The 14,515-nt window shown below is 31.4% G+C and carries 14 protein-coding genes; 7 read left to right on the forward strand and 7 right to left on the reverse strand.

The annotated features are described in order from the left end of the window. Positions 1-125: 125 nt before the first annotated feature. The gene (gene cas9, locus BHU33_RS05675; protein WP_054646658.1) at positions 126-4,151 is read right to left on the reverse strand and encodes a type II CRISPR RNA-guided endonuclease Cas9; all 4,026 of its coding nucleotides are present in this window, start codon (positions 4,149-4,151) and stop codon (positions 126-128) included. A 121-nt stretch (positions 4,152-4,272) separates the two neighbouring features. On the opposite strand from cas9, the gene BHU33_RS05680 reads away from it, so the two are divergent. Both BHU33_RS05680 and BHU33_RS05685 read left to right on the forward strand, forming a co-directional pair. Next, positions 4,273-5,124, forward strand: coding sequence for a hypothetical protein (locus tag BHU33_RS05680; RefSeq protein ID WP_054646657.1), 852 nt, complete (start codon positions 4,273-4,275; stop codon positions 5,122-5,124). Positions 5,125-5,214: 90 nt separating this feature from the next. Then, positions 5,215-5,631 carry a hypothetical protein gene (locus BHU33_RS05685; RefSeq protein ID WP_054646656.1) on the forward strand — a complete coding sequence of 139 codons (417 nt, stop codon included), beginning with the start codon at positions 5,215-5,217 and terminating at the stop codon, positions 5,629-5,631. 49 nt (positions 5,632-5,680) lie between these two features. Here BHU33_RS05685 and BHU33_RS05690 read toward each other — a convergent pair whose 3' ends face one another. The 4 genes from BHU33_RS05690 to BHU33_RS05705 form a co-directional block, all read right to left on the reverse strand. Further along, positions 5,681-6,478, reverse strand: a complete 798-nt coding sequence (locus BHU33_RS05690; RefSeq protein ID WP_054646655.1) for an energy-coupling factor transporter transmembrane component T family protein — start codon at positions 6,476-6,478, stop codon at positions 5,681-5,683. Next, a complete protein-coding gene (locus BHU33_RS05695; protein WP_054646654.1) occupies positions 6,471-7,331 on the reverse strand; it encodes an energy-coupling factor transporter ATPase in 861 nt (286 codons plus the stop codon). The genes BHU33_RS05690 and BHU33_RS05695 overlap by 8 nt, the downstream gene beginning before the upstream one ends. After that, a complete protein-coding gene (locus tag BHU33_RS05700) occupies positions 7,316-8,146 on the reverse strand; it encodes an energy-coupling factor transporter ATPase (protein ID WP_054646653.1) in 831 nt (276 codons plus the stop codon). The genes BHU33_RS05695 and BHU33_RS05700 overlap by 16 nt, the downstream gene beginning before the upstream one ends. Positions 8,147-8,218: 72 nt before the next feature. Further along, positions 8,219-8,821 carry an ECF transporter S component gene (locus BHU33_RS05705; protein WP_054646652.1) on the reverse strand — a complete coding sequence of 201 codons (603 nt, stop codon included), beginning with the start codon at positions 8,819-8,821 and terminating at the stop codon, positions 8,219-8,221. Positions 8,822-9,006: 185 nt separating this feature from the next. On the opposite strand from BHU33_RS05705, the gene BHU33_RS07720 reads away from it, so the two are divergent. Together BHU33_RS07720 and BHU33_RS05710 are read left to right on the forward strand one after the other, a co-directional pair. Next, positions 9,007-9,135 (forward strand): hypothetical protein, encoded by a 129-nt coding sequence (locus BHU33_RS07720; RefSeq protein ID WP_263850443.1) that lies wholly within the window; start codon positions 9,007-9,009, stop codon positions 9,133-9,135. Between the two features lie 18 nt (positions 9,136-9,153). Continuing rightward, entirely contained in the window at positions 9,154-9,783 is a 630-nt protein-coding gene (locus tag BHU33_RS05710; protein ID WP_054646651.1) for a RodZ family helix-turn-helix domain-containing protein, read from the forward strand. 66 nt (positions 9,784-9,849) lie between these two features. Here BHU33_RS05710 and BHU33_RS05715 read toward each other — a convergent pair whose 3' ends face one another. Continuing rightward, the gene (locus BHU33_RS05715; protein WP_054646650.1) at positions 9,850-10,098 is read right to left on the reverse strand and encodes a hypothetical protein; all 249 of its coding nucleotides are present in this window, start codon (positions 10,096-10,098) and stop codon (positions 9,850-9,852) included. A gap of 152 nt (positions 10,099-10,250) precedes the next feature. Here BHU33_RS05715 and BHU33_RS05720 point away from each other — a divergent pair, with 152 nt between their 5' ends. The 3 genes from BHU33_RS05720 to BHU33_RS05725 all read left to right on the forward strand — a co-directional run bounded on the left by BHU33_RS05720 (position 10,251) and on the right by BHU33_RS05725 (position 13,490). Further along, the gene (locus BHU33_RS05720) at positions 10,251-11,018 is read left to right on the forward strand and encodes an ion channel (RefSeq protein WP_054646649.1); all 768 of its coding nucleotides are present in this window, start codon (positions 10,251-10,253) and stop codon (positions 11,016-11,018) included. A 12-nt stretch (positions 11,019-11,030) separates the two neighbouring features. Continuing rightward, positions 11,031-11,204, forward strand: coding sequence for an SHOCT domain-containing protein (locus tag BHU33_RS07460; RefSeq protein WP_141117419.1), 174 nt, complete (start codon positions 11,031-11,033; stop codon positions 11,202-11,204). A gap of 570 nt (positions 11,205-11,774) precedes the next feature. Next, positions 11,775-13,490 carry a DUF2075 domain-containing protein gene (locus BHU33_RS05725; RefSeq protein WP_056997561.1) on the forward strand — a complete coding sequence of 572 codons (1,716 nt, stop codon included), beginning with the start codon at positions 11,775-11,777 and terminating at the stop codon, positions 13,488-13,490. Positions 13,491-13,583: 93 nt separating this feature from the next. Here BHU33_RS05725 and BHU33_RS05730 read toward each other — a convergent pair whose 3' ends face one another. Further along, positions 13,584-14,465: a hypothetical protein gene (locus BHU33_RS05730; protein ID WP_054646648.1), complete on the reverse strand. Its 882-nt coding sequence runs from the start codon at positions 14,463-14,465 to the stop codon at positions 13,584-13,586. Positions 14,466-14,515: the final 50 nt, after the last annotated feature.

Raw genomic sequence — 14,515 nt, forward strand, 5'->3', positions numbered from 1 at the left:
CATTAGAATGACGTACTGAGTTAAAATCAAACAAAGCCTTATGCTGAGTTTTATCTTTTGAGCCCTTAAGGGCCATACATATACAAAAGACAGCTATCAATTATCTGATAGCTGTCTTTTTCATTTTACAAATCAGAAATTTTAACTTTTCTTGAAAATAAACCTGTTGGTGATTGATAAATAAATTTTGCATTTTCACTTAATTTAATTCCAGCATTACCGCTAAAAAATCTACCAAAACTTGGAGATAGACCAATAGAAGATAGATTAGACCTAGAAGCATTTGCATGTAAACCTAGTAATAAATCATTTATTATTTTTAACATACGATCTTTATCATTAATTTCTTCAAACTTAGCTTTTGTTTCATCTGAATTCTCAACTTCATACATTTTCATATATTTACAAATATCATCAATAATTTCATTAAAAATAATAATTAAATCATTCTTACTAATTACATTAATGTTTTTAGATAAAATTTTCAGTGATTTATCAGATAAAATTAATTGCTGAGCATTTTGTCTATCTCCACTCCCAGAAATTGTAAACAACTCATCACCATCAATTACTAATTGATTAAGAAATATTTTTTCTGATAAGATATCAAATTTATTTGAATCATCTTTAATTATAAAATTTCTTATAAATTGCTTAGCGTTTGCCTGCCTATTCAATTTATCAATATACAGTAAGGGAATTTTGATAATCTTGTTTTCAATTTTATTCTTTTTAAATACTTTAATTAAAGAAACATAAGCTCCTGTTTCTGAAGAATATCCACCATAAATATCACTTGACCTATTTTCTTTTGGATTAATTAAATTTTTCATCTTACCATGGGAGGGATATAAAGTTTGTTTAAACAAATTGCCATGATTGGTTTCCAATTCTTTAGTAACCAACATTTTCTTAAAGTGATAGACATTTTTCATATAACCTAATAAAGCATCCGTATCTTTAGCAATTTTTCCATCTTCTTCATTTAATTGATGAGCTTGTTCAAACTTATAAATCAGATTAAATGATTTCAAATTATCAATTTCAGTTTTAGCAAAATCACCATACACAAAATATGGTTTTAACTTAGGATATTGTTGTAAGAGCCAATTCCCTACAAAGGCAGCTAAATATGCATCAAACGCATGATGATAATCATTAACATTTCGGTTCTTATAAAAATTAAATTTTTCTCGCATATGGTGAGTTAAGTTAGCTTTAACTGTCACAATGTTAGTTCCATTTTCTTCAGAATAACGGTTATGGAGTATTTCAGCAGCTAATTTAATCACTTGTCTTGTTTCGACTAACTGACGATTAATAAAACGTCCTTGATTATTAAATTTACTAATTGAGTTAGGAGTAAGCGTTAAATTATAGTATTTTTTATTACTAATTAAATGTAATTCTTTCAAATGTTTCCAAAAATTATGCATTTTAGAACCAAAAAATTCACCCGGCAAGTTATCCTTTTTAATTTGATTATTTATCTTAGAAGTAAGAACCCGATTGTCTAAAGAATTATCTAAAATAAATGATTGTGGCAAAATATGATCAATTTGATAATTAGATAGATTATCAATATCTAAAGGTTCACCAGTATATAAATCTTTTCCCCCTTGGGTAAAATAGAGATATAAACGATCAGTAAATTTAGCTTTATCTTTAATCTTATCTTTTAATTCATCTTTAACATTATCGTCATCAAACCAACTATTAGTAATATCTTTATAAACCTTTTCTAATTGACGACTTCGAGAATTGGTTAAGCGATGGTCTTTAGAATCTTCACGAGCGAATTCCATCATAATATTAACTGGTTCATACCCAACAGCCCTAATGATGTCATCAACAACTAAAATGACTTGTCGGATAGCTTTTTTATTTTGTGGAGATGTATACAAATTATTAATAATATCTTTTAAATCTTTTTCTTCTAAATGAGCGCCATTGTGTTCTGCTATGGCTTGCTTAAATGAATTTTGATTTACAATTTGCATAAAGTCTTGCTTTGAATCCCACAAAAGGTCAATAATACGCTGACCATTATCATCAACTAAATCGGCAAGTAATTTTTTAGATAGTTTACCCCAACCTTGGTAACGAAGTTTAACTACTTGTTTACGTTGGTCTTCGGTAAGCCATTTAATCTCTTTAAGTTTTAAAGCAAAGATATGCTGATCTTCAAAAATAGTCGACCATTCAATTATTTTTTCAAAATCTTCTTTTCTATCAATATCATCTAACTCATCGCCAAATATTTTAGCTAAATCAATGTATGTTGATAGACCATTATTCATATTTTTTTGGTCTGTTGTTCCCGTTATTTCTGGTGCATAAGGATAATCACCTTTAATCACTAGAGCATCCGCAATTTTTTTCAATGAGACACGTTTAGTTTGTTTCATAACATGCTCATAAACATATTGCTTTTGTTCGGGTGTAATTGGTTGTTTATTAATTTTTAAATTATTCAATTCATTTAAAACTACAAACTTTTGGTATAACAAACTATTCTTGGGTAAAACTGGCTCACCAATTAAATATGTATCAGTTGTAGTCATTCTAGTAATGAACTTAGTCGCCGTTTCAGTTCGGTCAACCTTTTTATCAAAGTTCCAAGGAGTAATTTCTTCTTTTTTAAGTTTATCTGAAATATTATCATTCTTAATCATCCAGGCAAACTTACCGTTATTACTCTGATTATTTTCAGTGGCTTTCACCATCGGACCCACATAATAAGGAACTCGGAAAGCAACTAATTCATCAAGTTTATATTTAGCTTGTCGACTACGTTTTTCATTAGGATTTAATTCAGCCAGAAAGGGATAATAATGCTTTTGACTTTCAATAATTTTATCCAACTCTTGTTGTTGTAATTGATGTGGAATTGCACCGTTTTCTTTAGAACGTTGCTTTGGTAAAAAATAATCATGTTCCAATAAATCATTTATTTTCTTTGAGGTTTCTGAATTATCTAAATTCTTTTGAATTCGTTTTCTTAAATCTTCAAAAGAAATTTTTTTATTATTTTCACCATCAATATAAGCTGAATAGGCAGCTTTTAATGCTTTAGCATGCTTTTTGTCAGAGTTATCAATAACCTGTTTCAACATGGTTAATTGTTCCTTATGATCATCATAACGATTAATCATCGCTTCAGATAAAGTTTTAGCATTTTTATCAGTAACCGAGTTATTTAAAATATCAGATAAGTTTAAAGCAAAATAAAGTTCTTTTAAAATCAAAAGGATTTCCCCAGCTTCATCGGTCATTTGAGCTGATAATCCTTCAATTTTATCGTCAAAATCATCACTATTAAAAGTTAAGCTCCATTCTTTGGCATTTTCAGCATCAATCCCAAAAATAACATCAAATTTTGCTTTCATACCTAAAATAGCTTTTATTATTTCAGTGGTAACCTTTTTATTGTTTTTATCAGAATTTTTATCAATTGGAATGTACAAAACTTTTGATAATTCTTTCTGCCGGTCATTTCTAGTTTTTGAATTGTCGCTAAGTTCTTTTACATATTTATTAGCATCTTCAGTAACCAATCGTAAGTCACGACCTTGATTTTCAAAAATACTATTTAAATCTTTAAAAGATTCTTCTAAATCAATTTTTCCACCTTTAAAATCTTGAACATTTGCTTGATTCAAAAAATGACCACGATATTTAATAATATGATGCATTGCTAAATAAATTAATCTAATATCAAACTTCTTTTCTGGATGATCAATAATTGACTGTCGCAAGTGATAAATAGTCTTATACTCATCATGAAAAGACTTATCATTTAAATTTCCATTATCAAATAAAATATTTCCAAACATAGTTTTGTTCGGATCTTTTGGTGAAACATTTGATTGTTTCAATCTTGCAAAAAAGCTAGGATCAACTTTTGCAATTTTATCAGCAAAAATTTCGTTTAATAAACGCAACCGCCACTTTCTCCGGGATAATCGTCTTCTTGTAGTTCTAAAACCACATCTTTCAGCCGCTGATTGTCCTTCTTTAAATAATCGAACACCAATTCCATTGTGTCCTTTAATATGTAATAATTTATTTTCATTGTCAGTAACTGCCCAACCTACTGAATTAGTTCCAATATCTAACCCTATGTTATACGGTATTACTTTCTGTGTCATGACGACCTCCCAAAAGATTAATACCGTTATTATAACATTTACAATTTATTACACCAATATTCCAATAAAACGATACATCCATGCAATAATAAAACTATTCCTATAAACGAGAGGTCCACCAATGACATCTACAACTATTTATCAACTAACCTGGCAAACTTTCCAACTTTTCTTATTATTATCAGTCTCTTTGATTGGTTTGCCACTCTTGACCGGATTTTTAACTGCCAAATTAGGTAAATTCACGCAAGGAACCTTAGTTAGAGGATTCACTGACAAAGCACAATACTGGCTCGGCGGCTTAGGTGTCATCATTCATGAACTTGGCCATCTATTTTTTTCATTGTTATTTTTCCATCGAATCAAAAAGCTGACTCTTTTAAATTTTTCCCATCGCGAAGACGGCTCGCTTGGAAGCGTAATAACATCTCATGACAAGGGTAACTGGTATCAAGCAGTCGGAAACTTTTTCATTGGATTAGCTCCAATGTTTAGCGGGATTTTCGTCATTTGGTTACTACTAAAATTCTTATGTCATCCATTTTATTCGGTTATTTCAGTTCCTCCACTTCTGAACCAAAATTTTTCTATTATAAATTATGTAGATTTTGCTTTAAAAACTGCTTATGGATGGCTAACTAATATTTTTACAGCTTTTCTAACTTGTGGCTTGGTAAATCAAATTATACTATTAATCCTGATTGGTTTAATCAGTACCACGACCTTTAGCCTTTCCAATGCCGACCTCAAAAGTTCGCTGCAAGGTGCAAAAGTTTATCTAATATTAGTTCTCGTTTTAGCAATCATTGCCAGCATCATTCTTTATTATCGTCCTGACCTAAACTATTTTTTGAATCACTTTGTGTTGCTAAGCATCGCATTTTGGTTAGTCTTATTTATTTTAATCAGTGTCTGTCTATTAATTAGCTGGTTAGAAATGAAGCTTATTATATGTATTTTTCATCTTTTTTAGCATCATTAATGATTTAATATTTGCTATAAAACAACAAAATTTTGTTATAATGTGCCTAACGATTTAATTCTATTTTAATGAGGTGAAATCATGAAAAAGAAAGTTTTATTAACAATCCTTAGTGCTAGTACCATTGCACTAACGGGGGTTTCAACTGCAACTCTTAGCCAACCTAATGTGCAAGCCTCAACTAAATCATTTTCAAAAGAGGTTCAAGGTAAATGGAATAATCAAGCTGGAGATACTTTTAAAATCAAAGATTCTAAGGCTACTTTGAAGGTCAAACATGGTAACAAAAAAGGGATATATAAATTTAAAGTAAAAGAAAAAACTAAAAACGGTTATCAATTAAAAGCCGATGGCAAAAAATTAGATAAATCCAATGAATATTCATTAACCACGTCACAAAGCGGATTAATGCAATTTAACTATGGCAAACAAACAATCCAATTTGATAATGGTTCAATGCGAGTAAAAGAAACCAGTAAAAGTACTAGTACAAATTAAATAACGTTTCATCCAAAAAGATCTTGATGACGACATCATCAAGATCTTTTTAAATACAAAATATTAATATAAAACCACAAAATCCAATCATTACACCAATTAAAGCTAAGCTATCAAATTTACTCCATTTCAATTGACGTAAATGAGTCCGTTTTTTACCATCCGTATAACCCCGCAAAATCATAGACGATGCCAACTGTTCTGCGCGCCGAAAAACATTCATAAATAATGGCACAAAGATCGCCACACTACTCTTGATTCGACTAAAAATCGACTGTTTCTGAAAGTCGATGCCACGTGCTTTTTGCGCATTTTTAATGTTAGTAACTTCATCAGTTAAAGTTGGTACAAACCGTAAGCCAATTGCCGCTACCAAACCAATATCATCAAGATTTACGCCTACAAATTTTAACGGATAGCAAATTCCCTGAATTGTTTGAGCAATATCCGCTGGATCAGTCGTCATTAAATAGATGGTTAAAACTACAATCGCAATTAAAAATCTGAAAAAGGCCAGCGTTGCAATATGAATCCCAAAACTAGAAATTGTAAAAATGCCCCAATGCCAGTAAACTTGACCACCTTTGCTAAACAATACTTGAATTATTGAGGTTAATAAGATTATATAAATGAAAAATTTAGTTCCTTTAAGAAAAAATTTCCAACCGACTTTAGACATTCGAATCAGCAATCCACAAATTACCAGTAAAATCACAAAACCAATCCAACTATGATTAACAAAACTAGCAATGATTAATAACACAGCCGTAATTAATTTTAGAAGCGGATTTAATCGGTAAATTAAAGTCGTCCCTGGCAGATATTGACCAAAAATAAACTTATTCATACTGGTCTCCTTTCTGCCCGAATTGCTTTACTAAAGTTTTAATTAACTCATTTTTAGTAATTGGCAATTCATTATTAAATTGGCGGCTTTTCATTAATTTTAGATAAAATTGGGATGCTTCGGGTAATTCCACTAATGATTGTGAATCCGAAAATAACTCGCGCGGAGTTTCATCGGCAATCACTTTTCCATTTTTCATTACCAACACTTGATCTGCAAATTCAGCCACATTTTCCATCGAATGCGTCACCATAATAATGGTCATCCCACGTTCTGTTTGTAACTTTTTCAACAGCTGCATCAAGTTTTGATTCCCAGCTGGGTCTAAGCCGGCACTCGGCTCATCTAAAACCAAAACTTCAGGTTCACAAGCCAATACTCCTGCTAGTGCAACCCGCCGCATTTGTCCTCCAGATAGTTCAAAGGGTGATTGTTCAAATAAGGATGCTTGAATTCCAACTTCAGCCAACCATTTTTCTGCTAACTCCTTAGCTTCATTTTCTGATTTACCAAAGTTAAGCGGACCAAACATCACATCTTTTAAAACCGTTTCAGCAAATAATTGATTTTCGGGAAATTGAAATACCATTCCAACGTTTTTACGCACCTGTTTTAATTGTTTAGCTTTAGTCCGATTAGTAATTACCTGATCCCCAACCGTAACTTCCCCAGTAGTTGGCAATTCCAGCCCATTCAACAGTTTAATCAGCGTTGATTTTCCACTACCGGTTTTACCAACTACTGCAGTAAACTTGCCAGTCGGAAAAGCTAAATTAATATCCTGCAACGCGGTAAATTCTAATGGACTATTTAAAGAATAGGTATAACCAACGTGTTTTAATTTAATTTCCATAACTGTTTGATTAACTCCTCTTCATCTAAATATTGCTGTGGTAAAGCGATGTCGCGCTTAGTGAGAGCTTGCTGAACTTGATAAGTTAATGGGGCTGTTAACCCGCAACGATTTAACAATTCAGCTTGTGAATAAAGCTGCCGAGGTTCAGCTTGCGTCAGAATCTCTCCCTTATTTAATAAAATAATCCGGTCAGACCACATTGTTTCATTAATATCGTGAGTAATTGCCAATACCGTAGTGTTTTGGGATTCATGTAACTTACGTACTACTTTTAAAATTTTCCCACGCGTAGTTGTATCAAGCATACTCGTTGCTTCATCTAAAATAATTAACTTTGGTCGTTGTGCCAACACACCAGCTAAAGCAACTCGCTGTTTTTGTCCCCCGGACAACTGACTCGGAGCATGATTAATAAAATTTTCCATTTCAACTGCTCGCAAAGCTTCATGAACGCGGGTGTTCATTTTTTCCCGCGACATTCCCTGGTTTTCTAACCCAAAAGCCACGTCATCTAATACCGTTGAGCTTACAAATTGATTCTCTGGATTTTGAAAGACCATTCCAATCTGCGCACGCAATTCGTTACCGTTTTCCAAATTCATCGTTTTCCCAAATACTTGGATCTGTTTACTTTTGTCTTCTAACAAACCAACTATCAGCTTAGCTAACGTTGATTTTCCGCTTCCATTAGCGCCAATCAAAGACACCCACTCGCCTTGATGAATCGTTAAGTTAATCTTTTTTAAACTATTTTGGTTTTTTTCTGGATAATGATACGTTAAATTTTTAATTTCAATTATTTTTTCAGTCATGATAAAATCCTTTACCAAATAAAATAAAGAGGATTTCTCTTTTTTAGAGGTCCTCTTTATTCTACCATGTTGCTATTTTGTTTTTGCTTGACGATGTTTTAATAACGGTAAACAAATTAACGGAACCACAATGGCAGCTAAAATTGTTTCTGGAATACTGTTGGTTCCAACTGTAGCCATTAAAACTTTAGTAATTAAGCTGGGGTCACTCACTCCGTATGCATGTGCAACGGCTGGTGTTCGATAAAAAATGGCAATCATTCCTAAAACTAAAAGAGCATTAGTCAAACTACCCACTACCGCAGTAATTACTAATGAAAGGACTGGTTTAATTTTAGTCTTCGTTAACGCAATAAAGACATACCCTGCAACCACTCCAATTAAAATCCGCGGTAAAATGGAAATCAATGGATTAGTAAAAATCAACGGTTCAACGGGGCTGGTTGGAGCCGTGAAAGCTCGGATAAATGATAATAAGCCCCAGACTCCGCCGACAATTCCTCCGTCTAGCGGACCTAACATGACAGCCGCAATGATAACGGTAATGTGAATTGTCGTTAAACTAAGTGGTCCCACAGGAATATATCCAAATAGTGGAACGAAATTTTGAACCATAATAATGGCAATAAATAATGCCAGGATTGAAATACGATAAGCTTTTGATTTTCTTAACATCAGCGTTACTCCTTCGATTAATAACCAAATTATACGCTAAAAACAACTCTTTTTTATAATAAATTAATATTGGCGCATTAGCTAGGGATTTAATAACAACAAATCAGAAGATATGTAACACCAAGTTCCTGACAATTTTATTGTGCTAAAATAAACAAAGTAAAATGAATGAAGGAGAATTTAACTTGAAAGATAAAAAATATTATGGTGACACACCACTATTAGTTGGATCATTAATTTTAGGTGCTGCATCAATGATTGGACTTACTATTTGGTCGTATACTTATGGCAATCCGAAGTTTGATAAAAAATAATTATGGAGATTAATGAACATGAATAGAGTACAAAAATACAAAAAACATTGGTATTCAAGAATTTGGGTCTGGTTAATAATTATAATTTTGATTTCAATTGTTGGTCTTGCAATGATTGGCAAAAATTCAAGTCATAAAAATGTTTCTGATACCAAAGATAAAACCAGTAAAACACATAAACATAAGAAACATAAAACTGATGAAAATTCAGCTGATGACCAAGCTGATTCTAATAATGACCAGTCAAATGCTCAATCGAATAGTAACGATAATAATCAAACAAGCACTTCACAACCTGTTAAAACAAGCACTTCTAATCACCAACCAAACAAATCAACGAGTTCAAATACTTCGCAACCAGTAAAAACAGCAAAACCTGCTACTACGAAACCTAATAATCAGCCACAACCTAAAGCACCTGCTACAAACAATTCACAACCAACAGATAATTCACAAAAATCCAGCGATGATAGTAAGCAGCCAGATCAGTCTAAACAGACTCCGCAAGATAATAATCCTCAGCCACAATCTGACGATAATAGTGACGACAATACTGCAAAACCACAAGCTAATGAAGAATTCGTTGTAAAGCCTTCATCTGATACAACAGCTAATCAAGAGAATACCAATGATTCCACTAATAACTAATATCAACAAAATGAGTAATGCACAATGATGCATTACTCCTTTTGTTATTTTATGAATTAAATAATTTTATCGTATAAAACGCATCAGCTGATTCAATACTCGTTTAATCCACCCTGCCTGATGTGCATTTCGATAGGCTTGTTCTCGCTTACTTCCTTTAGTATGCTTAGCAATTTCGTACAGTACAGTCGTAATAATAATAAGCAATAACGCAATCAACACAAATAGACTATTGCGACCATGTAAACCATATTTAGCTAAATAAATGATTTTATTTATCGAAAATAATAATGAGTAAATGATGTTTAATGACATATCCTTACCCCTTTCTACCTACTATATATTATCGGTATCAAGCTCGATGTCAAAAATTATCCTTTTCTACGTTGTTAAGAGGTTCATAATCTTATAATGTTTATTAAACTATGATTGTTGGTAACTCTAACTCAAAGAAATGAAGTTCACTAATGAAAAAGTTAAACAACAAATATCTTAAATCCGTCTATAACCCCATCATTATTATTTTAGCAATCGTCTCAATCACGATGGCAATTTTAGATCTTAATAATATTATCAATCTCACCAAATATCCTTACTATGAAATTGATATTTCAATTTGGATTATTTTTATCTTTGATTATTTTGGCGGACTAATTTTGGCTCAAAATAAAAAGTTGTTTATTAAACATCATATTTTTGATTTGCTTGCGATTATTCCAGTTAATTCTTTTTTCATGATTTTTAAAACCTTCCGCTTTACCAGGGTCTTTAGATTAGCAAAATTAACCAAACTAAGTCGCTTGCTTCGCCTAGTTGGAGTTACTGGTAAATTAAAAGACCGAGTTACTAAATTTTTAAAAACGAACGGTTTCATTTACCTAGCTATCATTTGTGGCATTATTTTAATCATTTCGGCTGGAATTTATTCATTATCGGAAAATATTTCTTTCTCTAAAGCTCTCTGGTGGGCAATGGCAACCACGACTACGGTTGGTTATGGTGATATCAGTCACACAACAACAATTGGAAAACTAGTTGCCGTGGTACTAATGTTAGTCGGAATTGGTTTTGTTGGGATGCTCACCAGTACCATCACTTCATTTTTCGCTCATGAAAATCAAAAAGTCGAATCTGTGCCTGATGAAATCAGAAAGTATAAATCATTGCTGGATGATGGTATCATTACCAAAACAGAATTTGAAGCTAAAAAGAAACAACTACTGAAATTAAAATAAAAGGAGTATTTTATGATAACTGCAACTATCATTATAATTGGAATTATCGTTTACATTCGTTACAAGAAAAAGAAAGCATCTCCGGATGTAAGTAAAGAACTAATCAAATATCAAAAACTACTTAAAAAGGGCATCATTACACAAGAAGAGTTTGATAAAAAGAAAGAAGAATTGTTAAAATTATAGGTAATAAAATAATTTGCTGTTTTTAAATCACTTTCATTCAAAAATATGTTAAAATATACCTAACAAAAAAGGAAGAGATGTGGCAGCATCTCTTCCCGATTGCAAGTCAGTGTGGTTTTGTGGTTAGACTAATCTTTATGATTAGTCTTTTTTATTATCATAAAGGCTTTAGCAAAGTTAATTGCTGCTTTAGATAATATGTATATGCTGATTACAGCAATATACACCACAGATTCCCTCTGTAAAATGATGATTTCACTAAATCACTCCTTTGATTTAAAGTCAGTGATTAGGGTGATTTGTAAAACCACATACCTTGCTAAGCAAAATTTAAAAGGGGATCAATCCTTAAAAATCAAGCCTATTAGTATTATAACTTAATAACTAATAAAAATGTTTCATTAATTAATGAAAAACTCGACTTCCAACGAAAGCGAGTTTTTTGCTATTTAAATGGTTTATAAAATCGATCATCTTTACCAACATATAAAATTAATTTTCTTAAGCATATCAAAAAATATTAAAAAAGTAGTATCATTATTGAAAATAACAATAATGGACTAATGGTATATGAATAATCAGAAATTAATAATCAAAGATATTCCATATAATAATGATGGTTTAAAAAAATTAAAATCACAAAATAATAGTGAAATTAAAGAATACTTATTAGAATATCCAACTGTGTATGTAATTAATGATAAAAAATCAAAAGATTTCAATGTTTACGTTGGCGAAAGTAATAATATTATTCAAAGAACAAAACAACACTTTATTGAAGACAGAGAAGATATGAGTAGATTTAAAAATTCTTCTAACTCTAAAATGTTTGTTATTGGGAATTCCCATTTTAACAAATCCCTAACCTTAGACATTGAAAATCAATTAATGCTTTATTTATCCAGTGTTGACACTGTTAACTCATTAGATAATCGAAGAGATAATCCTCAAAACAAATACTATACCTCTGAGGAAATGACTGATATTTTTAGGGATATTTGGAATGGATTGCATAAACATAACCCAATACTATTTCCGCTCCAATCTGAAGTAGAAAACTCAGCTATTTTCAAGTCTTCTCCTTTCCACAAACTAAATAGACAACAAAATGTCGCAAAAGATAAAATAATTAATAAAGTTGCTACAATTTTAGATAGCAAAAAACAAGAACATCAATTGATCCTTGTTGAAGGTGACGCTGGATCAGGTAAAACTGTTCTTCTAAGTACCATTTTTTACTTATTAAATAACCTAGATAAATATACAGATAAAGAAAACCTTAATAACATTGATACTCACTTACTAGTTAATAACGATGAGCAGGTAAAGGTTTATGAGCAAATCGTAAAAAGACTTAAATTAAATGAGAATAATAAAAACATTGTAGAAAAACCAACTAAGTTTATTAATGGTAATGCTAGATCCGATGTTACTTTAATTGACGAATCTCATCTTTTGTGGACGCAAGGAAAACAAGCTTATCAAGGTAAAAACCAATTAAATGACATTATAGAAAAATCAAAAATAACTATTGCAATTTTTGATAAACACCAAATTTTAAGAACCCAAAGTTATGTTGAGGAAGAACAACTCAATAAATTAGAAGAAATTTCAGAAAAACAAGGCAATCTAATTCATTTAGATACACAAATGAGGATGAATGCATCACCAGAAAAAATGTATTGGCTAAATGAATTAGTATATGGTAGAAAATTATACAATATTCCTTCTAAAAATGATGGATACGAACTTAAAATATTTGATGATGTAAATGAAATGTTCAATCAAATTAAAGCAAAAAATGATAACAAAAATAATGGACTTTCACGTGTTGTTGCAACTTTCGATTGGCCTTATTCACAAAAATCTCAGAAAAACGGACAATTATATGATGTTACAATTGGTAATTTTTCAAAGCCTTGGAATTTACAATTACCTCGTCCCAAAGGTGTAAGTAAAAAATTAGCTTGGGCAGAACAAAAACAAACTATTAATGAGATTGGATCAACTTTCACAGTACAAGGTTTTGATTTAAATTATTGTGGCGTAATTATTGGACCATCTGTAAAATTTAGAAATGGAAAAATAATCTATGATCCATCTGAAAGTAAAGATAAAAATGCTACGCAAAATCGTACTATGTCAGATAAATCTAAGAAAAAGTTAGCTGATGAATTAATTCCTAATGAACTAAATGTTTTACTAACACGTGGTGTTAATGGATTATATATTTATGCTGTTGATGATGCTTTAAGAAAAGAATTATTAAAGGCTCAGAGAAAATAAACACAATATTAATTTAGTCTAAGAAATGATAAAAACTTCCCAAGTTAGTAAATTCCAACTTGAGAAGTTTTTATTTATTATTTAAACATCTATTTAATTCAAATCATCTTGTGAATTACTACTAACATCGCTACTTGAATTATCATCATCATTATTACTACCACTTTGCGAACTACCATCAGAATTATCCTGATTAGCATCCGTACTATTCGTATCGGAATCGTCATTCATATCAGTCTGGTTTGAACTGTCATTCTCACCCGAATTATCATTCTGTTTATCATCGTTATTAGTATTATCGGCAGAATTATCTGTGTCAGACTCAGCTTTCGCCTTTAAAGCATCTAAATCAGGTTTCCCAATTTGATCCATATAATCTTTTCCAGTGTTGGAAATCCATTGACTCGAACTAGTTGGTTGAGACGTATAGATTTCAAAAACACCTTGTCTTTGGTAACAAGCTAATACTCGTTGTTTTTTACCGTCAATCGTCAAATATCCAATCCAATACGAATTTCCATCTCCACCTTCTGCTCCTGCTGCATTGGGATTAGGATTATGATAAATAGAATATGACCCGTTTGGTCCCTGATCGTTACAAAGTTGTAATGGCAAACTATTCTTTGTAATCGCAGTACCAGAAGCAGCCATTATAAACTTATTGGCACTAATTACCGCATACTTTTTACTGCCGTCATACCAAGTTCCCCAAAACTCACTGGGAATCGAAACATTTTGTGAGTTATTCTTACTACTGCTTTTACTCGAAGTTCTTTGAGTTGCCGTAGTCTTAACTGATGGCGTTTTACCAGTATTTGAATTTCTAGCTCTATCAGAACTTGAGGTTGGTTCAGTTTGTGAACGTGTTTGCGGATGGTTTTCATCACCAATCACATACAAACTCCCTAGCCCCAAAATCAATAAAAATACGAATAAAATTATCCACCACAATTTATTTGTTTTTCGTTTATGCATGCTTATCTCCTACAATAATGATTAAGTTATCTACTATTATAATATAAACT

It is taken from the genome of Fructilactobacillus lindneri DSM 20690 = JCM 11027, assembly GCF_002907375.1.
GTDB classification, from domain to species: Bacteria; Bacillota; Bacilli; order Lactobacillales; family Lactobacillaceae; genus Fructilactobacillus; species Fructilactobacillus lindneri.

Excerpts from the sequence above, each read along its gene's own strand:
- BHU33_RS05705 (WP_054646652.1), bottom strand. The coding sequence starts at position 8,821 with ATGTTAAGAAAATCAAAAGCTTATCGTATTTCAATCCTGGCATTATTT.
- BHU33_RS05695 (WP_054646654.1), bottom strand. The coding sequence starts at position 7,331 with ATGGAAATTAAATTAAAACACGTTGGTTATACCTATTCTTTAAATAGT.
- BHU33_RS05730 (WP_054646648.1), bottom strand. The coding sequence starts at position 14,465 with ATGCATAAACGAAAAACAAATAAATTGTGGTGGATAATTTTATTCGTA.
- BHU33_RS05680 (WP_054646657.1), top strand. The coding sequence starts at position 4,273 with ATGACATCTACAACTATTTATCAACTAACCTGGCAAACTTTCCAACTT.
- BHU33_RS05715 (WP_054646650.1), bottom strand. The coding sequence starts at position 10,098 with ATGTCATTAAACATCATTTACTCATTATTATTTTCGATAAATAAAATC.
- BHU33_RS07460 (WP_141117419.1), top strand. The coding sequence starts at position 11,031 with ATGATAACTGCAACTATCATTATAATTGGAATTATCGTTTACATTCGT.
- BHU33_RS05710 (WP_054646651.1), top strand. The coding sequence starts at position 9,154 with ATGAATAGAGTACAAAAATACAAAAAACATTGGTATTCAAGAATTTGG.
- BHU33_RS05725 (WP_056997561.1), top strand. The coding sequence starts at position 11,775 with ATGAATAATCAGAAATTAATAATCAAAGATATTCCATATAATAATGAT.
- BHU33_RS05700 (WP_054646653.1), bottom strand. The coding sequence starts at position 8,146 with ATGACTGAAAAAATAATTGAAATTAAAAATTTAACGTATCATTATCCA.
- BHU33_RS05690 (WP_054646655.1), bottom strand. The coding sequence starts at position 6,478 with ATGAATAAGTTTATTTTTGGTCAATATCTGCCAGGGACGACTTTAATT.
- cas9 (WP_054646658.1), bottom strand. The coding sequence starts at position 4,151 with ATGACACAGAAAGTAATACCGTATAACATAGGGTTAGATATTGGAACT.
- BHU33_RS05720 (WP_054646649.1), top strand. The coding sequence starts at position 10,251 with ATGAAAAAGTTAAACAACAAATATCTTAAATCCGTCTATAACCCCATC.
- BHU33_RS05685 (WP_054646656.1), top strand. The coding sequence starts at position 5,215 with ATGAAAAAGAAAGTTTTATTAACAATCCTTAGTGCTAGTACCATTGCA.